This is a genomic window from Microbacterium sp. (genome assembly GCF_047605725.1).
Lineage (GTDB): Bacteria > Actinomycetota > Actinomycetes > Actinomycetales > Microbacteriaceae > Microbacterium.
In genome coordinates, this window is the sequence record NZ_JASGFE010000026.1 from 19981 (window position 1) to 36955 (window position 16975).

Genomic DNA, 16975 nt, shown 5'->3' on the forward strand with positions numbered 1-16975 from the left:
GCGGTCAGTTTACGGGATCCAGCACGCGGTGACCAAGCCGGTCGTCGCCTCGGCGACGGTGGGGATCGTCTCGCGATGAGCGGTGGTGTGCGAATCGGATGCCGGGTACTCCACGACCTTGTACCCCACGACCCCGTGCGCGGTGTCCTGCGCCTCCAGAGCGCACGCCACGGGCGACCCGGGCTGCACGGTCACCTGGAAGCGCACCGTCACGCTGTGGGCGTCCTCGACCTCGAAACCGGTGGCGTCGGCGTCGACCGCGGTGAGACCGCCGGAGAGCGCGAACCAGGCGATGACGCCGACGGCGACCGCCGCCAGCGAGCCGCCGACGATCCACGGCATCCGCGCCGACCCGCGACGCCCGTAGCGCTCGTCGAGCTTCGCCTGCACCGCAGTGGTCATCGCGCTCCCTGGTCGCTCTAGGCTGGAACTCCAGGCTATGCGCTCACCCGCGGAATGAGGACACATGCTGACGCTGACGGTGCTCGCCGACGCCCCGGAAACACCGATCCCGACGATGACGGTCGATCCGTCGGCGGTCACCCCCGGATTCGCGGGATTCGTGTCCATCGCCGTGATCGCCGTGGCGGTCGTGCTGCTGCTGATCGACATGCTGCGCCGCATCCGGCGGGCCCGCTACCGGGCCGAAGTGGCCGAGGAGCTCGATGCGCAGCTGCGCGCCGAGGCGGGCGAGGACGACACCGATCGGGATGCCGGCACCGATCGCGGAGCGTGATCGCTACGGGCCGTGGAATGCCGGCTGAAGCCCGATCAGCAGGCACGCGGTCCAGTGGCACAGGAACGCCAGCACGGTGCACACGTGGAAGATCTCGTGGAAGCCGAAGTGGTCGGGCCACGGGTTGGGGCGCTTGAGCCCGTAGACGACCGCGCCGATCGTGTACAGCAGTCCGCCGACGGCGACGAGGACCATCATGGCCTCGTTCGCCTGGAACAGCGGCACGAGGTACATCACCGCGGCCCAGCCCAGGGCGAGGTACAGGGCGACGTACAGCCAGCGCGGCGCATGGATCCAGAAGACGCGGAAGAGGATGCCGAGGACCGCGCCGCCCCACACCAGTGACAGCAGCACCGTCGTCTGGGCGGTGGGCAGGGCCAGCACCGCGAGCGGGGTGTAGGTGCCGGCGATCAGCAGCAGGATGTTGGCGTGATCGATGCGCTTGAGGATCATCCGGGTCCGCGGCGCCCACGTGAAGCGGTGATAGAGCGCGGAGTTGCCGAACAGCAGCAGCGAGGTCGCGGAGAACACCGCGCACGACCACTTCGCCGCCGCGCCCTGGGCCAGACTCACCAGCATGATCCCGGCGACGATCGTCACCGGGAAGGTGGCGGCGTGGATCCAGCCCCGCCACGTCGGCTTCGGCTCGACGTACAGGTCGGTGGACCCGGCGGCCATCAGCGGCAGCCGGGTCGGCGCCGTACCGTCGGTCGGGGTCATTCGGGTCACGCCTCGAGCGTACGCGTCGACGCATGCCGGCGCGCACATGCGCCCCGGCCCGCTAACGTAGGCGTGTGGCGCACGCGGTCTCGGGCAGGGGTCCCCTCTATCGCCTGTACGCCTCGCGCCTGCGCCGCAGACTCCGTCCCGATGCGGTGCCGCACCACGTCGCCATGATGATCGACGGCAACCGCCGGTGGGCGCGTCAGGCCGGCTACGCCACGGCGGCGGACGGTCACCGGGCCGGGGCGGCCAAGATGCACGAGTTCCTGCGCTGGTGCGACGATCTGGGCATCCGGGTCGTCTCGCTGTATCTGCTCTCCACCGACAACCTCCGTAAGCGCGACTCGCGCGAGCTGGCCGACCTCATCGAGATCATCGCCGAGCTCGCCGACGAGCTGTCCCGCGAGCCGGGGTGGCGCGTGCAGCACGTGGGACGGGCCGATCTGCTCCCGCGCGCCCTCGCCGGAGTGCTCGCCACCGCCGAGGAGCGTACGCGCGCCAACACCGGCCTGCACGTCAACCTCGCGGTCGGCTACGGCGGGCGCGGCGAGATCGTCGACGCGGTGCGCAGCATCATCGCGCAGCATCAGGAACGTGGCGGATCGCTGGAGGCGCTCGCTGCCAGTCTTACTCCCGAGCAGATCGGCGAGCATCTGTACACCGGCGGCCAGCCCGACCCGGACCTCGTGATCCGCACGTCGGGCGAGCAGCGGCTGAGCGACTTCCTCCTCTGGCAATCGGCGCACAGCGAGTTCTACTTCGTCGAGGCCCTGGGGCCCGACCTGCGCGAGATCGACTTCCTGCGCGCGATCCGCGACTTCGCGTCGCGGGACCGCCGCTACGGCGGCTGACGCGTCGAGAGTTCACCTGTTCGTCACACGATGACAGCGTGTCGGCGCCGCCGGTGTCGGCGGCCCGTCGTAGCGTCGAGTCACGGGCACGGTGCCCGTCGAGTCGGCCCACCGCGACTCGTGGCCATGGTCGACACGCACGAAACCGGGGACGACCCGGGGCGGGAGTCGGACGTGACCACACGAGTACCGGAGCAGCATCGCGTCGCGGCGGGCGACGACGTCCAGGTGGATCAGCGTCTGCGGACCTATGTGCTGGACACGTCCGTCCTGTTGAGCGACCCGCGGGCCTTCTTCCGATTCGCGGAGCACTCCGTCGTCATCCCCGTGGTGGTGGTCACCGAGCTGGAGGGCAAGCGTCACGACCCCGAGATCGGCTACTTCGCTCGGCAGGCGCTGCGTCATCTCGACGAGCTGCGCATCGAGCACGGCCGCCTCGACTTCCCGGTGCCGGTCGGGATCGGCGGAACCCTGCGGGTGGAGCTGACCAACGTCGACGCCTCGGTGCTTCCGGCCGGCATGCGGCTGAGCGACAACGACACCCGCATCCTCTCCGTGGCGATGCACCTGGCGCGCGAGGGTCAGGATGTCACGGTGGTCTCCAAAGACCTCCCGATGCGCGTGAAGGCCGCCTCGGTCGGCATCCCGGCCGAGGAGTACCTCGCCGAGCAGGCCGTCGACTCCGGCTGGACCGGCGTCGCGACGATCGACGTCTCCGGCGACGACATGAGCGATCTGTACGAGAGCGAGGTGGGCGTCAGCGAGCAGGTCCGGGGGCTTCCGGCCAACACGGGGCTCGTGATCCACTCCGAGCGCGGCTCCGCACTCGGACGGGTCACCGGCGGGGGCGGCTACCGGCTCGTGCGCGGAGACCGCGACGTGTTCGGGCTGCACGGCCGCTCTGCCGAGCAGCGGCTCGCGATCGACCTGCTCCTGGACCCCGAGGTCGGGATCGTGTCGCTGGGCGGCCGGGCCGGCACCGGCAAGTCCGCCCTCGCCCTGTGCGCGGGGCTGGAGGCTGTGCTGGAGCGTCAGCAGCAGCGGCGGATCATCGTCTTCCGCCCGCTGTTCGCCGTCGGCGGTCAGGAGCTCGGCTATCTCCCCGGAGACCAGCAGGAGAAGATGAACCCCTGGGGTCAGGCGGTGTTCGACACGCTCGGTTCGGTCGTCTCCGGAAACGTCGTGGAGGAGGTCATGGCCCGGGGCCTGTTGGAGGTGCTGCCGCTCACGCACATCCGCGGCCGGTCTCTCCACGACGCGTTCGTGATCGTCGACGAGGCGCAGTCGCTGGAGCGCAACGTCCTGCTCACGGTGCTCAGCCGCGTCGGTCAGGGCTCGCGGGTCGTGCTCACCCACGACATGGGCCAGCGCGACAATCTGCGCGTGGGGCGCCACGACGGCATGGCATCGGTCATCGAGACGCTCAAGGGCCACGGGCTGTTCGCGCACGTGACGCTCATGCGCTCGGAGCGCTCCGCGATCGCGGCGCTGGTGACCGAACTGCTCGAAGCGGAGGAGCTCAGCTGAGCGATCCCTCGGTCGGGCAAGGCAGATTGTCAGGAGTATGAGAGTAATCTCATCGCGATTTGTACCCCTTCGGCCCCGGAATCAGGGACGATAGGACGAAGAAGGCGAGCCGGAAGATTTCCCCCCGACCGGTGAACCAGAAACAGATCACACCGGAGCGTCGATTCTCTCCCCGGAAATCGGCGCTCAGCCCCCGATGTCCCCCAGCATCGGGGGCTTCTGTGTTACCCGTCGTTCCAGCGGTAGCCCTCGCCGCGCACCGTGGCGATCCGGTCCGAGCCGAGCTTGGCGCGCAGATAGCGGACGTAGACGTCCACCACATTGGAGCCCGGGTCGAAGTCCATCTCCCACACGCGGCTGAGCAGCACCTCGCGGGTGAGGACCTCGTTCGGGTGCCGCAGGAACTGCTCCGCGAGTGCGAACTCGCGCGCGGACAGGTCGACCTCGCGGCCGGCGACCGACGCACGGCGGGTGAGGATGTCCAGCGTGACGTCGCCCTGCGCGAGAGCTGCCGGCGCCGCCGCCCGCTCACGCAGCCGCGAACGCACGCGGGCCATGAGCTCGGTGACGGCGAAGGGCTTCGACACGTAGTCGCTGGCGCCGGAATCCAGCCCCTCGATGGTGTCGGGGGTGCCGCTGCGGGCGGTCAGCATGATGACGGGAGCGTCGCAGCCGCGACGGCGCAGGGTGCGCAGCACCTCGAAGCCGTCCATGGTCGGAAGGCCGACGTCCAGCAGCACGAGGTCGACGTCGCCCTGCAGGGCGCGCTCGACGGCGACCGGGCCGTCGTCCGCGGTCGCGGTGTCGTAACCCTGGCCGCGCAGCGCGCGGGTGACGAGGGCGGTGATGTGCGGTTCGTCGTCGACGACGAGGATGAGGGTCATGCGGTTGTCTCCCATTGCAGCAGGACGTCGCCGGCGCGGATCGGCGACGGAAGGGCCGCCGTGCCGGTCGGGATCTCCAGGGTGAAGGTCACGCCGCCCCCCGGCGTGTCTGCCAGGGCGCAGTAGCCGCCGTGCGCCTTGGCGATCGTGTCCACGATCGCCAGGCCCAGGCCGGACCCGCCCACGGTGCGCTTGCCGGCACCGCGGTCGAAGCGACGGAACACGCGGTGCCGCAGCGCGGGCGGGATGCCGGGTCCGTGGTCGCGGACCCACAGTCGGGCCCCGCCCGGGTGGACTGCGCTCCCGAGCTCGATGGGGCTGCCCGGCGGCGTGTGCTTGGCGGCGTTGTCGGCCAGTTGCAGCCACGCCTGCAGGAGCCGATCGCCGTCGCCGCGGATCACGGCCGTCGCCGCCGTCTCGATGCTCCAGTCGTGACCGGGAATGACCGTCACAAGCTCTGCGATCCGCTCGGTCAGCGCCCCGAGATCGACCGAGCCCATCACGAACTGGTCGCCCTCGACGGCGGCGAGCAGATCGATGTCGCCGATGAGGCGCGTCATGCGGTCGAGCTCCGCGATGCCGAGATCGCGGATGGTGGCCACGTCGTCGGTATCCTGCGGATCCATCACCTCGAGGTGTCCGCGGATGATCGTGATCGGGGTCTTCAGCTCGTGCCGCACGTCGTCCAGCAGCCGTCGCTGCACCTCGAACGCGGTCTCCTCGGAGTCGTACGGTCGGGCTCGCACGGTCGCGGTCGGGCCACTGCGCGGTGCCGGGTCGTCGGTGCGGGCGATCTCGGTCCTGGTCGCGCGCTCTTCGGGCGCGGGGGTCTCGGTGAGGGCGACCGGTGCCGGTGCGCGCTCCAGCAGCACCCATCCCACGACGGCGAGGGCGCCGAGGGTCAGGACGGCTCCGGCGCCGTACACCGATACCGCCGCCCACGGCAGCGGCCGACCCGCCACGAGGTGAACCCCGACGATGCCCAGTGCGGTCAGCACGAACCCGGACCCGACCACGATCAGGAGCACGCCCAGCGTCCGCATGCGCTGGCGCTGCGCCGGGAATGTGCGGGTCACCCTCCGATTATCAACCAGGACGGGTCATCGAGAGGAGGTCGAGTCGTTCGTCCAGCTGCGCCTCGGTGAGCTCGCCGCGCTCCAGGAAGCCGAGTTCGACCACCGCCTCGCGCACGGTGATGCCGCGCGCGACGGCGTGCTTGGCGACCTTCGCGGCGGCCTCGTAGCCGATCAGCTTGTTCAACGGGGTCACGATCGAGGGCGACATGCCGGCGTATCCGGCGGCGCGCTCAAGGTCGGCCTCCAGCCCGTCGACGGTCTTGTCGGCGAGCACGCGCATCGCATTGGACAGCAGCCGGATCGACTCCAGCAGCGCCGTGCCCATGACCGGGATCGCCACGTTGAGCTCGAACGAGCCCGACGCCCCCGCCCACGCGACTGTCGCGTCGTTGCCGACGACGCGCGCGCACACCATGAGGGTCGCCTCCGGGACGACCGGGTTGACCTTGCCGGGCATGATCGAGGAGCCGGGCTGCAGATCGGGGATGTGGAGCTCGGCCAGGCCCGTGTTGGGGCCCGAGCCCATCCAGCGCAGGTCGTTGTTGATCTTCGTGAGCGAGACGGCGATCGTGCGCAGGGCGCCGGATGCCTCGACGAGCGCGTCGCGGGCGCCCTGGGCCTCGAAGTGGTCCTTCGCCTCGGTGATGGGGAGCTCGGTCTCGGCCGCGAGAAGGGCGATGACCCGCTGCGGGAAGCCCAGGGGCGTGTTGATGCCGGTGCCGACAGCGGTGCCGCCCAGCGGCACCTCGCCCACGCGGGGGAGCACCGACTGCACGCGCTCGATGCCGAGCCGGATCTGCCGCGCGTAGCCGCCGAACTCCTGGCCGAGCGTGACCGGCGTGGCGTCCATGAGGTGCGTGCGGCCGGACTTGACGGCATCCTTCCACAGCTCGGCCTTGGCCTCCAGGGAGACGGCGAGGTGGTCGAGCGCCGGGATGAGGTCGTCGATGAGTGCCTGCGTGACCGCGATGTGCACGGAGGTCGGGAAGACGTCGTTCGAGGACTGCGAGGCGTTCACGTGGTCGTTCGCGTGCACCGGGGCGCCGAGCCGCCGCGCGGCGAGGGCGGCGAGCACCTCGTTCATGTTCATGTTCGACGACGTGCCCGAGCCGGTCTGGTAGGTGTCGACCGGGAACTGGTCGTCGTGCACGCCGGTGGCGACCTCGTCGGCCGCCGCGGCGATCGCGTCGGCTATGTCGGGGTCGAGCGTGCCGAGCTCCTTGTTGGCCAGGGCCGCTGCCTTCTTGATGCGCGCGAGCGCGGCGATCTGCGCGGACTCCAGCCCCGACCCGGAGATCGGGAAGTTCTCCACGGCGCGCTGCGTCTGCGCGCCGTAGAGCGCGTCCCTGGGGACGCGGACCTCGCCCATGGTGTCGCGCTCGATGCGGTACTCGATGTCGGTCACGTTCGGTCTCCTTCGTGGGTTCAGGCGTCGACGGCGACGCCCACGGTGAAGTGCGGGATGGCGGTGCCCTCGGCGAGCCGGTAGTTCGCGCCCACGATCCCCAGGCGCCCGTCCTCGACGGCCGCGCTGACGAGCTCGGACGAGTGCAGCAGCTCGGCGATCGTGTCGTGCAGGTGCTCGCGACCCACGCGCTCCGCGTCGACGCCGGCGGCGTCGGGGAGCCCGGCCTCGCGCTGCACCCGCCGCACCGCAGGGACGATCGGCGCGATCAGGCGCCAGATGTGGGCGGGCAGCTCGGGGGACTCGAACTGCGTGCTGTCGATGGCCGCGCGTACCGCACCGCAGCTGTCGTGGCCGAGGACGACGATGAGGGGCACCTGGAGCACGGCGACGGCGTACTCGAGGCTCCCCACCACCGAGTCGGAGATCACCTGGCCGGCGTTGCGCACGACGAACAGGTCGCCGAGCCCGGTGTCGAAGATGAGCTCGGCGGCCAGGCGCGAGTCGGAGCAGCCGAACAGGGTCGCCAGCGGGGTCTGGGCGTGCGCGAGCTCGTGGCGGCGCTCGACGTCCTGCCGTGGGTACAGCGGCTCGCCCGCCACGAAGCGGGCGTTGCCGCGGCGCAGCTCGTCCCAGGCCTCCTGCGGAGTGGCACGCGGGGTCACGGCGTCTCCTGGAGGTCGCGCAGCTGCGCGGCGACGGCCTCGGCCGCCGCCGCGGTGGTCTCGGCATCGGCCGAGCCGTAGATCACCACCGCATCGGTGCCGGCGGTGGTCGCCAGAGCGCGCGCGACGTTTCCCACGCGCGCCGACTCGGGGATGTCGTAGCGCTGCCACACGATGCCGCCGATCTCGACGGTGTCGTCGGGCGTGCGCCCGCCCAGCAGCCGTGAGGCCCACTCGGCGTCGGCGTCGAAGGCCTGAGCGACGCGGAGGAACCCCCGCGGCGGCGCGTAGAGGATCGTCCAGGTGGTGGGCGCGCCCTGCTCGAGCGAGGCGTCGTTCACCCGCCAGGCCGCGGGGGCCTCGGGCGCCAGGACCGGGCGCTGGAGGGACTCGGATGCCTCGGCCGCCGCAGCCGCCACGTCGATCGGCTCCCGCTCGGGCAGCGACCCCCGCGGCACGGCGAAGACGATCACCGCGACCACCGCGAGGGTCACCAGGAGGGCCGCGATGAGATTTCGGAAGTTCTGGCTGGACCGGTAGGCGGCCGATGCCGCCGCCTTGCGCGAGGCCGTCTCCTCCGGCGTCTCCGGGCGGCCCAGTTCCGCCACCACGCGGGGCGCGGAGGCCATCACGAGCCCGCCTCGTCGGCCTCGGGCCGCGCGGCATCGAGGCGGCGCTTGGCTCCGAGCAGCCACTGCTCGCACCGCGTGGCGAGCTCCTCGCCGCGCGTCCACAGCGTGAGGGACTCCTCCAGCGTCGGAGCACCCTGCTCGAGCGCGGCCACCACGCGCACCAGCTCGTCGCGGGCCTGCTCGAACGAGAGGCTGGCGACGTCCGCGACGTCGTCTCGTGGCGAGGTCATGTCCACCATCCTAGGCTTGCGCGCCGACACGGCCGTCAGCCGGATCGGCGCCCGCGGACTCGGCGATCTCGCCCTCCGAGCGCGTCGCGAACGATCCCCGCGCGACGGTGACCACGACCTCGGCCCCGCTCGGGGCCTGCGCGGCGTCGCGCACGATGACGCCGTCGGCGACGTGCGCGATCGCATAGCCGCGCTCGAGCGTCGCCCCGGGCGAGAGCGCCCGCAACGACGCGCGCAGCTCCGCGGTCGTCCGCATCGCGGCATCCATGCGGCGGGAGACCAGCTCCCGTCCGCGCGAGGTCAGGAGGAACAGCTCGTGCGCACGGGGGGTCAGCATCGACGACGGGTCACGCAGCACCGGCCGCGAGCGCAGCTGGTCGAGCTGGGCGAGGTCGTGCCCGATCCGGTGCGTGAGCCGGGTGCGCGCCCGGGCGCGCAGCTGCTGCACGAGCGCGCGCTGCTCGGCGACGTCGGGCACGACGCGGCGAGCAGCGTCGGTGGGCGTGGAGGCGCGCACGTCCGCGACGTCGTCGAGCAGTGGATGGTCGTTCTCGTGTCCGATCGCAGAGACGACGGGGGTGGATGCCGCGGCCACCGCGCGGATCAGCCGCTCGTCGCTGAAGCCGAGGAGCGACTGCGGGTCGCCGCCGCCGCGGGCGATGACGATGACGTCGACCTCGGGGTCGGCATCGAGCCGCTGGAGCGCGGCGATCGTCTCGGGGACGCAGCGATCGCCCTGCACGGCCGCGTGCACGGTGCGGAAGCGCACGTGCGGCCAGCGCCGCTCGGCGTTGCGGTGCACGTCCTTCTCGGCGTCGCTGCGCTCGCCGGTGACCAGCCCGATGAGGCGGGGCAGGAAGGGGAGCGGGCGCTTGCGCGCCGGATCGAACAGTCCCTCCGCGCGAAGCTGGGCGCGCAGCCGCTCGAGCCGCTCGAGCTGATCGCCCAGGCCCGTGCGGCGGATGGCCGAGACGGTGAAGGTGAAATCGCCCGTCTTGACGAAGTAGTCGCTCTTCACGCACGCGACGACCCGGTCGCCCACCCCCACCCCGTCCGGGGTGCGCTGGAGAGTGCTGGACCACAGGCGGAAGGAGAACATGGCGTCGCTGCCGGTGTCCTTCAACCGCCCGAACACGTGACCGCCGCGGAGGTTCCAGGCTGTGATCTCGCCCTCGACCCACACCGCGTTCCAGCGCTGCACGAAGTCGCGGATCGTCTCGTTCAGCCGAGACACCGACGTCGGCGCCTGGGGAGACGAGTCGCGCGGATGCACCGCATCGGGCGGCGCGGCCTGTCCCGGCACGGCCTGGAACGACGTCATCGCCTGCTCTCCTCCGGCGCCCGATGGCGCCACCTCGTAGAATCGACGCGTGAGCTCAACCGCCGTGCGCCTGCCCGTGCCCGCTGTGCCGGGCGCCCCGGCGCCGGGCCCGCGCGGGCGGCTCCAGGATAAACCCGTGCCCGGACACAAGCGGGTGCTGCTGGCCGCGCCGCGCGGCTACTGCGCGGGCGTGGACCGCGCGGTGATCGCGGTCGAGAAGGCGCTGGAGCGGTTCGGGGCACCCGTGTACGTGCGCAAGCAGATCGTCCACAACATCCATGTGGTCACCGAGCTGGAGGCCCGGGGCGCGATCTTCGTCGACGAGGTCGACGAGGTGCCCGAGGGCGCACATGTGGTCTTCAGCGCGCACGGGGTGTCGCCGGCGGTCGTGTCCGCGGCATCCGATCGAGGACTCGTCGCGATCGACGCGACCTGCCCGCTCGTGACGAAGGTGCACCGCGAGGCGGTGCGCTTCGCGCGCGACGACCACGAGATCCTGCTGATCGGCCACGCGGGTCACGAGGAGGTCGAGGGCACCGCCGGCGAGGCGCCGGGGCACGTCACGATCGTCAACTCGCCCGCCGAGGCCGACACCGTCGAGGTGCGCGACCCGGCCAACGTCGTCTGGCTGTCGCAGACGACGCTCTCGGTGGACGAGACCATGGAGACCGTACGGCGACTGCGCGAGCGGTTTCCGCAGTTGAAGGACCCGCCGTCGGACGACATCTGCTACGCGACGCAGAATCGCCAGGTGGCGATCAAGAAGGTCGCCCCCGCCGCCGACCTGGTGATCGTGGTCGGCTCGGCCAATTCCTCCAACAGCGTGCGTCTGGTCGAGGTGGCCCTGGAGCACGGCGCGCGGGCCGCGCACCGCGTCGACTACGCGCGGGAGATCCAGCAGGAGTGGCTGGACGGTGTGGCAACGGTCGGGGTGACCAGCGGCGCCTCGGTGCCCGACGTGCTCGTCCACGAGGTCCTGGCCGAGCTCGCCGACGCGGGCTACCGCGATGTCGAGGAGGTGCGGACGGCCGAGGAGGATCTCATGTTCTCGCTGCCCAAGGAGCTGCGGCAGGATCCGTCCGGTCGCCGCGACGAGCGGGCCCTGGGCGGACGGGCACGCGCGTGAGCACCCCGGACCCGCGCCCCCGCCCGCAGTACGGCGAGTACGCGACGCCGGAGGAGCAGCGGGCCCGGATCCAGCAGCCCGCCGCGCCCGTCTCCGCCCCGCAGCCGCGAGTGCAGTCCGCGCCGGCCACGACGGTCGGGCCGCGACCCTCGCGCACGGCGGACCGTATCGTGACGCTCGTGCTGCTCGCCTACGGCCTGTTCACGGTCGTCACCGCCATCCCGCAGCTGATCGACTTCGGCGCGTTCGCGCAGACGTGGATGCAGGTGGTCGAGATCGACGCGAGCTTCACGAACGTCGCGCAGGGGAGGCTCTGGGGCCTGATCGGGGCGGCCGTCTTCGGGGTCGGGTGGCTCGCGACGGCGCTGTGGTCGTGGCGGTCGCTGTCGCGACGGCGGATCACGTGGTGGATCCCGCTGGTCGGGGCGATCGCGACGTTCGTGATCGCGAGCGTGTGTCTGACTGTGCCGCTGCTGGGCGACCCGGCCATCGCCGAGCATTTCGCGTCGCATGGCTGAGTCGGAGCGGGGTCGCGCGCGTCTGGTCGCCGTGTGCGTCGTGCACGGGCTGCGACCGGATGCCGGCACGGTCGGGGTCACCGCGATCGACAAGCGTCCGGTGTCCGGGCCGGTGCGGATCGGACCGTACGGCGTGTACGCCGACGTGCAGGCCGATCGCAAGCACCACGGCGGGTTGGACAAGGCGCTGTACGCCTATGCGCAGGAGGACGCGGTGTTCTGGGCGGGGGAGCTCGGCCGGGAGCTGCCGCCGGGCTTCTTCGGCGAGAACCTCCGCACCGAGGGGCTCGACGTCAACGCGGCGCGGGTCGGCGAGGTGTGGCGGATCGGCGCGCGCGTCGAGGTCGAGGTGACGATGCCGCGCACGCCCTGCCAGACCTTCGCCCGCTGGGTGGGCGGCGACGACGAACGCGGCTGGGTGAAGCGCTTCTCGGACGAGCGCCGCCTCGGACCGTACCTGCGCGTACTCTCGGGCGGGCGCGTGCAGTCCGGCGACGAGATCGTTGTCGTGTCGCGCCCCGAGGGCGCCCCCACGATCCTGGACGTCTACCGCGGCCCCTGACCCTCCCCCCCTCCCGCGAGGGTGCCAGTTCCTCCCGCGAGGGTGCCAGTTCCTCCCGCGGCCAGGAACGAGCGAGGGGCACCGCGCCCATGACGCGATGCCCCTGTGCGTGCCCGTCGATCAGCTCTGGGACTGGCCGTACGAGCCGAGCTGGCGGGTCGCCTCGACCACGCGGGCGGCCATCGCGGACTCGGCGATCTTGCCCCACGCGCGGGGGTCGAAGGCCTTCTTGTTCCCGACCTCGCCGTCGACCTTCAGGACGCCGTCGTAGTTCGTGAACATGAAGCCGGCGACCGACCGGGTGAACGCGTACTGGGTGTCGGTGTCGATGTTCATCTTCACCACGCCGTTGGCGACCGCCAGGGCGATCTCCTCATCGGTCGAGCCGCTGCCGCCGTGGAAGACGAGGTCGAGGGGCTTGGGGCCGGTGCCGAACTTCGCGGCGATGCCCTCCTGGATCTCGCCGAGGAGCTCGGGCTTGAGCTTCACGTTGCCGGGCTTGTAGACGCCGTGCACGTTTCCGAAGGTGAGCGCCGCGATCCAGCGGCCCTGCTCGCCGAGACCGAGCGCCTCGACGACCTGGGTGACATCGCCGGTGGTCGTGTACAGGGCGTCGTTCGTGCCCTCGTGCTTGACGCCGTCCTCCTCGCCGCCGACGACGCCGATCTCGACCTCGAGAATGGCGTTGATGTTCTTGATGCGGGGGAGGAGCTCCTTCGCGATCTCGATGTTCTCGGCGAGCGGGACGGCTGAGCCGTCCCACATGTGCGACTGGAAGATCGGGTTTCCGCCGGCGGCGACGACCTCCTCAGAGGCGGCGATCAGCGGCCGGACGAAGTCGTCGAGCGCGGGCTTGGGGCAGTGGTCGGTGTGCAGGGCCACCGTGATCGGGTAGCTCTTGGCGACCTCGTGCACGTAGGCGGCGAAGGCCAGCGCACCGGTGGCGCGCGCCTTGACGGTGTGGCCGGCGAAGTAGTCGGCACCGCCGGTGGTGACCTGGAGGATGCCGTCCGAGCCGGCCTCGGTGAGGCCCTGGAGCACGGCGTTGACGGACTGCGAGCTGGCGGCGTTGATGGCCGGGTACGCGAAACCGCCGGCCTTCGCGCGGTCCAGCATCTCGGCGTACTGCTCAGGGGTGGCGACGGGCATATCAGCTCCTTGTTCGGTGTCGTTGGGTCCGAGTGTATCCACTGCGCATGCGGCGCGGGTGGTGGTCTCCGGCACCCTCGGCGCGGGTCGCCGGATCGGCACCAGCGTGCGCCGCGCCGCCGCGCGACTGCCCGCTCGACACGGTTCGACCTAGGCTGAAGGACGATCGAAGGGACTTCTATGACCGGCTCGCCTGCAGAGCTCACTCCTCTGCGTCCCGACCGCAACCTCGCGCTCGAGCTCGTCCGTGCGACCGAGGCGGCTGCGATCCGCACCGTGCCCTTCATCGGGAGGGGGCAGAAGGAGGTCGCCGACGGTGCCGCCGTGGACGCGATGCGTGCGTTCCTGTCGAAGGTGGAGTTCGCCGGCACGATCGTCATCGGCGAGGGCGAGAAGGACAGTGCACCGATGCTGTTCAACGGTGAGAAGGTCGGCACCGGGCGCGGTCCCGAGTGCGACATCGCGGTGGACCCCATCGACGGCACGACCCTGACGGCGGATGGCCGCAACAACGCGCTGTCGGTGCTCGCGGTCTCCGATCGCGGGGCGATGCTCGATGCGTCCGCGGTCTTCTACATGGACAAGCTGGTCACCGGGCCGGCCGGTGTCGGCGTCGTCGACATCCGCCTTCCCATCGGGGAGAACATCAGCCGGCTCGCGAAGGCCCTGGGCAAGCGCACCGAAGAGATGATCGTGTCGGTCCTGAACCGGCCGCGACACGCGCGGCTCATCGATCAGATCCGGGCCGCCGGTGCGGGCACCCGTCTGATGAGCGACGGCGATGTCGCCGGCGGCATCAACGCGGCCCGCCACAACGCCAGCACCGACATGTGCGTCGGCGTGGGCGGCAGCCCGGAAGGCATCGTGACCGCCTGCGCCGTCAAGGCTCTCGGCGGGCATATTCAGGGTCGGCTGTGGCCGCGCGATGACGACGAGAAGCAGCGCGGCATGGATGCCGGTCTGAAAGTGGACGACTTCGTCTACGAGGCGGAGGACCTCGTGAAGGGCTCCAACACCATCTTCGTCGCGACGGGCGTGACCAACGGCGAGCTCGTGAAGGGCGTGCGCCTTTCCGAGGACTACGTGTACACCGAGAGCGTCGTCATCCGCGGAAGATCCGGCACCCTTCGCCGCATCGCGTCGGAGCACGTCGCGGAGAAGTGGCTGTGACCATGTCGGGCGCATCGGACAAGCCTTCGACCGGCCAGATCCCGGTCGTCCACGACCCGCTCCTGCACGACCCCGCGAGCCGTCCCGACGTGCTGTTGCGCCGGCGCCGCCCGGTGGACCACCGGGTGAACGCGTGGTGGCTGATCGGCGCGTTCATCACGGTCTCGGTCGCGGTCCTGGCGCTCATGAACCTCTTCCCGGGGGGCTGAGGCCCGCCACCGGGTCGTCCTCGAGCGTCAGGCCGTGTTCGCCGCCCTGGTGCTCCTCGGCGACCTCCAGCCGTGTGCGCAGCTCGCCGACGTCGGCCAGCTGCGTGGCCTGCACGAACTCGGCGGCGGCCAGGTGCCGGGGGAGGCGTTCGATCGCGGCGGGGGATGCCACGGCATCCAGTCTCGTCTCGTCGATGCCGGGAAAGCGGCGTGCGCTGACCAGCACGCGCGTCTCCAGGGAGCCGATCAGCTTGTTGTAGCCGTCGACGGTGCGCTCGATGGCGCGGCGCAGCTCCTCGGTATGGGCGGTGAGCCCGCCCAGGCGCTGGTAGAGCTCGTTGCCGAGGTCGAACAGGCGCCGCGCCTCTTCGGAGACGTCCTGCTGCGTCCACGTGTAGGCCACCGTCTTCAGCACCGCCCACAGGTTCACCGGCGAGGCCAGGGCCACCCGGCGGCCGAACGCGTAGTCGAGCAGCGCCGGGTCCTCCTCGAGCGCGGCGGCCAGCAGCGATTCGCTGGGGATGAAGCACACGACGAACTCGGGGCTTGCCGGAAGCCCCGCCCAGTACGCCTTCTTCGCGAGGGCGTCGACGTGCGAGCGCACGGCCTTGACGTGCCGTGCGAGCAGGGCCTTGCGGCGCGCGCCCTCCTCGCCCTGGGCGGTCAACGCAATGGCGCTGGCCTCGAGGTAGGCGTCGAGCGGGACCTTCGCGTCGACGGCGAGCGCCTTGCCGCCGGGAAGGCGCACGACGAGGTCGGGGCGCCCTGCGCCGGCGTCGGAGGACACCGAGGTCTGCGTATCGAAGTCGACGTAGCGGGTGAGCCCGGCCGACTCGACGACGCGGCGCAGCTGGGTCTCGCCCCACACGCCGCGCGTGGCGCCGGAGCGCAGTGCGCCGGCGAGCGACTCGGTGGTGCTGCGCAGTGCCTCGTCGGACTCCTGCGCGCGACGGAGCTGCTCGGCGAGCGCACCGAACTGACGGTGCCGGTCGCGCTCGAGCTCGTCGACCTTCTGCCGCATCGACTGCAGCGTCTCCTGAACAGGCGCCAGGGCCCGTAGGACCGACTGCTCGCGCCGATCGCGCTCGTCGCGGGCGGCCTGGTCGAGGAGTGCGCGCTGGCCCAGCTCGTGCTGCAGCGTGCGGTGGCGCTCGAGCTCGGCCTCCCTCGCGGCGCACCCGGCCTCGGCGGCCGCGGCGCGAGCCGCGAGCCCGGCCCGCTCGGTCGCGGCGCGCTCGGCCGTGCGCGCGGAGCCGGCGAACCACCCGGCGATCAGGCCCGCGAACAGGCAGGAGAGGGCGACGACGGTGATGAAGGTGGCATCCATGTCTCAGAGGATGCCGGGGGGCTCCGACATCGGCATCCGACTCAGGCGGGGGAGAGGACCGCGGTCGCCGCCGCGGGGATCTGCGGCACCCGCAGTCCGAGCAGCATCGCCAGCTCGACGACGTCGAAGGCGCCCGCGCGCCGGGCCGCGTCGATCATGATGTGCGCGCACGCGAGGGCGTCGGCTGCGGCGTCGTGGTGGGCGAAGTCGAGGAAACCTGCCGCCGCGGCCACCAGCGGCAGCCGGTACGAGTCGAGGTCGTAGGTCTTGCGCGACACCTGCAGGCTGCAGACGTAGCGGTACTCGGGGCACCGGTCGCCGGTCGCGTCGCACGCGCGGCGCAGCACCGCCATGTCGAAGCCCGCGTTGTGGGCGACCAGCACGTCGTCGCCGACGAACGCGGCGAGGTCGCCGAGCTGCTCGCTCCACGTCGGTGCGTCCTGCACGTCGTCGGGCCGGATGCCGTGGATGCCGATGTTCAGCTCGAAGAAGCGGTCGTGTCCGGCCGGGGGCCGGATCAGCCAGCCGTCGGTGGCTACCACGCGCCCGTCGCGGACGCGGGCCAGCCCCACCGCGCATGCCGAGGCGCTGGAGGAGTTCGCCGTCTCGAAGTCGATCGCGGTGAAGTCCAGGGGCACGTCTCCACCCTCGCCGCAGGCCGCGCGACGGCGGGGGAGGCGCGCCGGGGACGCCGCGCAGCGCGTGTTCGCTTGGCGCGTCCTGCCGTTTCGGCGGGGGCTTGGGGGCTGTATGCGTCAGGTGAATCTCGGCCGGCGTTGTTCACTTGGCGAGTTCGGTCGTGTCGAGCTCGGCGGGTTCAAGCTGCTATTGCAACGTTGATTTCGTTTCGTAGTGTCTCACTCG

At 71.4% G+C, this 16975-nt stretch carries 20 protein-coding genes; 8 read left to right on the top strand and 12 right to left on the bottom strand.

What is annotated here, in order from left to right; genetic code table 11:
* Positions 1-9: 9 nt before the first annotated feature.
* Complete coding sequence (locus tag QM641_RS07375; RefSeq protein WP_415114979.1) at positions 10-402, bottom strand: DUF4307 domain-containing protein; 393 nt, start codon at positions 400-402, stop codon at positions 10-12.
* 64 nt (positions 403-466) lie between these two features.
* Here QM641_RS07375 and QM641_RS07380 point away from each other — a divergent pair, with 64 nt between their 5' ends.
* Positions 467-736 (top strand): hypothetical protein, encoded by a 270-nt coding sequence (locus QM641_RS07380; RefSeq protein WP_415114981.1) that lies wholly within the window; start codon positions 467-469, stop codon positions 734-736.
* Between the two features lie 3 nt (positions 737-739).
* On the opposite strand, the gene trhA is transcribed toward QM641_RS07380, so the two are convergent.
* Entirely contained in the window at positions 740-1456 is a 717-nt protein-coding gene (gene trhA, locus QM641_RS07385) for a PAQR family membrane homeostasis protein TrhA (RefSeq protein ID WP_415115018.1), read from the bottom strand.
* A 74-nt stretch (positions 1457-1530) separates the two neighbouring features.
* On the opposite strand from trhA, the gene QM641_RS07390 reads away from it, so the two are divergent.
* Together QM641_RS07390 and QM641_RS07395 are read left to right on the top strand one after the other, a co-directional pair.
* Positions 1531-2310, top strand: coding sequence for an isoprenyl transferase (locus QM641_RS07390; protein ID WP_415114983.1), 780 nt, complete (start codon positions 1531-1533; stop codon positions 2308-2310).
* Positions 2311-2484: 174 nt separating this feature from the next.
* Positions 2485-3837 (top strand): PhoH family protein, encoded by a 1353-nt coding sequence (locus tag QM641_RS07395; RefSeq protein WP_415114985.1) that lies wholly within the window; start codon positions 2485-2487, stop codon positions 3835-3837.
* A 224-nt stretch (positions 3838-4061) separates the two neighbouring features.
* Here the strand turns inward: QM641_RS07395 and QM641_RS07400 are convergent, their stop codons facing one another.
* Genes QM641_RS07400 through xseA form a run of 7 tightly spaced genes read right to left on the bottom strand, consistent with a single transcriptional unit; the run spans position 4062 to position 10050 of the window.
* On the bottom strand, positions 4062-4721 hold the full coding sequence (locus QM641_RS07400) for a response regulator transcription factor (protein ID WP_415114987.1): 660 nt from the start codon (positions 4719-4721) through the stop codon (positions 4062-4064).
* Positions 4718-5797, bottom strand: coding sequence for a sensor histidine kinase (locus tag QM641_RS07405; RefSeq protein WP_415114989.1), 1080 nt, complete (start codon positions 5795-5797; stop codon positions 4718-4720). Before QM641_RS07405 ends, QM641_RS07400 begins: the two co-directional genes overlap by 4 nt.
* A 10-nt stretch (positions 5798-5807) precedes the next feature.
* The gene (locus tag QM641_RS07410) at positions 5808-7202 is read right to left on the bottom strand and encodes a class II fumarate hydratase (protein ID WP_415114991.1); all 1395 of its coding nucleotides are present in this window, start codon (positions 7200-7202) and stop codon (positions 5808-5810) included.
* Positions 7203-7222: 20 nt separating this feature from the next.
* A complete protein-coding gene (locus tag QM641_RS07415; RefSeq protein ID WP_415114993.1) occupies positions 7223-7867 on the bottom strand; it encodes a carbonic anhydrase in 645 nt (214 codons plus the stop codon).
* Positions 7864-8496 carry a DUF4245 family protein gene (locus tag QM641_RS07420; RefSeq protein WP_415114995.1) on the bottom strand — a complete coding sequence of 211 codons (633 nt, stop codon included), beginning with the start codon at positions 8494-8496 and terminating at the stop codon, positions 7864-7866. The genes QM641_RS07415 and QM641_RS07420 overlap by 4 nt, the downstream gene beginning before the upstream one ends.
* Positions 8496-8738, bottom strand: a complete 243-nt coding sequence (locus QM641_RS07425; RefSeq protein ID WP_415114997.1) for an exodeoxyribonuclease VII small subunit — start codon at positions 8736-8738, stop codon at positions 8496-8498. Before QM641_RS07425 ends, QM641_RS07420 begins: the two co-directional genes overlap by 1 nt.
* A 1-nt stretch (position 8739) precedes the next feature.
* Positions 8740-10050, bottom strand: a complete 1311-nt coding sequence (gene xseA / locus QM641_RS07430; protein ID WP_415114999.1) for an exodeoxyribonuclease VII large subunit — start codon at positions 10048-10050, stop codon at positions 8740-8742.
* A 76-nt stretch (positions 10051-10126) separates the two neighbouring features.
* On the opposite strand from xseA, the gene QM641_RS07435 reads away from it, so the two are divergent.
* Genes QM641_RS07435 through QM641_RS07445 form a run of 3 tightly spaced genes read left to right on the top strand, consistent with a single transcriptional unit; the run spans position 10127 to position 12256 of the window.
* Positions 10127-11176 (top strand): 4-hydroxy-3-methylbut-2-enyl diphosphate reductase, encoded by a 1050-nt coding sequence (locus QM641_RS07435; protein WP_415115020.1) that lies wholly within the window; start codon positions 10127-10129, stop codon positions 11174-11176.
* Positions 11173-11694: a DUF6264 family protein gene (locus tag QM641_RS07440; RefSeq protein ID WP_415115001.1), complete on the top strand. Its 522-nt coding sequence runs from the start codon at positions 11173-11175 to the stop codon at positions 11692-11694. The genes QM641_RS07435 and QM641_RS07440 overlap by 4 nt, the downstream gene beginning before the upstream one ends.
* The gene (locus tag QM641_RS07445; RefSeq protein WP_415115003.1) at positions 11687-12256 is read left to right on the top strand and encodes an MOSC domain-containing protein; all 570 of its coding nucleotides are present in this window, start codon (positions 11687-11689) and stop codon (positions 12254-12256) included. Before QM641_RS07440 ends, QM641_RS07445 begins: the two co-directional genes overlap by 8 nt.
* A gap of 120 nt (positions 12257-12376) precedes the next feature.
* On the opposite strand, the gene fbaA is transcribed toward QM641_RS07445, so the two are convergent.
* A complete protein-coding gene (gene fbaA, locus QM641_RS07450) occupies positions 12377-13405 on the bottom strand; it encodes a class II fructose-bisphosphate aldolase (protein WP_415115005.1) in 1029 nt (342 codons plus the stop codon).
* A gap of 180 nt (positions 13406-13585) precedes the next feature.
* Here fbaA and glpX point away from each other — a divergent pair, with 180 nt between their 5' ends.
* Together glpX and QM641_RS07460 are read left to right on the top strand one after the other, a co-directional pair.
* Positions 13586-14575 carry a class II fructose-bisphosphatase gene (gene glpX, locus QM641_RS07455; RefSeq protein ID WP_415115007.1) on the top strand — a complete coding sequence of 330 codons (990 nt, stop codon included), beginning with the start codon at positions 13586-13588 and terminating at the stop codon, positions 14573-14575.
* A 2-nt stretch (positions 14576-14577) separates the two neighbouring features.
* Positions 14578-14784, top strand: a complete 207-nt coding sequence (locus QM641_RS07460) for a UDP-N-acetylmuramyl pentapeptide phosphotransferase (RefSeq protein ID WP_415115022.1) — start codon at positions 14578-14580, stop codon at positions 14782-14784.
* Here the strand turns inward: QM641_RS07460 and QM641_RS07465 are convergent.
* Together QM641_RS07465 and QM641_RS07470 are read right to left on the bottom strand one after the other, a co-directional pair.
* A complete protein-coding gene (locus tag QM641_RS07465; RefSeq protein WP_415115009.1) occupies positions 14759-16111 on the bottom strand; it encodes a DNA recombination protein RmuC in 1353 nt (450 codons plus the stop codon). The genes QM641_RS07460 and QM641_RS07465 overlap by 26 nt on opposite strands.
* 41 nt (positions 16112-16152) lie before the next feature.
* Positions 16153-16749, bottom strand: coding sequence for an exonuclease domain-containing protein (locus tag QM641_RS07470; RefSeq protein WP_415115011.1), 597 nt, complete (start codon positions 16747-16749; stop codon positions 16153-16155).
* Between the last annotated feature and the right edge of the window lie 226 nt (positions 16750-16975).

Coding starts and splice junctions, on each gene's coding strand:
- QM641_RS07375 (WP_415114979.1), bottom strand. CDS start 402: ATGACCACTGCGGTGCAGGCGAAGCTCGACGAGCGCTACGGGCGTCGC.
- QM641_RS07380 (WP_415114981.1), top strand. CDS start 467: ATGCTGACGCTGACGGTGCTCGCCGACGCCCCGGAAACACCGATCCCG.
- trhA (WP_415115018.1), bottom strand. CDS start 1,456: ATGACCCCGACCGACGGTACGGCGCCGACCCGGCTGCCGCTGATGGCC.
- QM641_RS07400 (WP_415114987.1), bottom strand. CDS start 4,721: ATGACCCTCATCCTCGTCGTCGACGACGAACCGCACATCACCGCCCTC.
- QM641_RS07420 (WP_415114995.1), bottom strand. CDS start 8,496: ATGGCCTCCGCGCCCCGCGTGGTGGCGGAACTGGGCCGCCCGGAGACG.
- QM641_RS07425 (WP_415114997.1), bottom strand. CDS start 8,738: ATGGTGGACATGACCTCGCCACGAGACGACGTCGCGGACGTCGCCAGC.
- xseA (WP_415114999.1), bottom strand. CDS start 10,050: ATGACGTCGTTCCAGGCCGTGCCGGGACAGGCCGCGCCGCCCGATGCG.
- QM641_RS07445 (WP_415115003.1), top strand. CDS start 11,687: ATGGCTGAGTCGGAGCGGGGTCGCGCGCGTCTGGTCGCCGTGTGCGTC.
- fbaA (WP_415115005.1), bottom strand. CDS start 13,405: ATGCCCGTCGCCACCCCTGAGCAGTACGCCGAGATGCTGGACCGCGCG.
- glpX (WP_415115007.1), top strand. CDS start 13,586: ATGACCGGCTCGCCTGCAGAGCTCACTCCTCTGCGTCCCGACCGCAAC.
- QM641_RS07460 (WP_415115022.1), top strand. CDS start 14,578: ATGTCGGGCGCATCGGACAAGCCTTCGACCGGCCAGATCCCGGTCGTC.
- QM641_RS07465 (WP_415115009.1), bottom strand. CDS start 16,111: ATGGATGCCACCTTCATCACCGTCGTCGCCCTCTCCTGCCTGTTCGCG.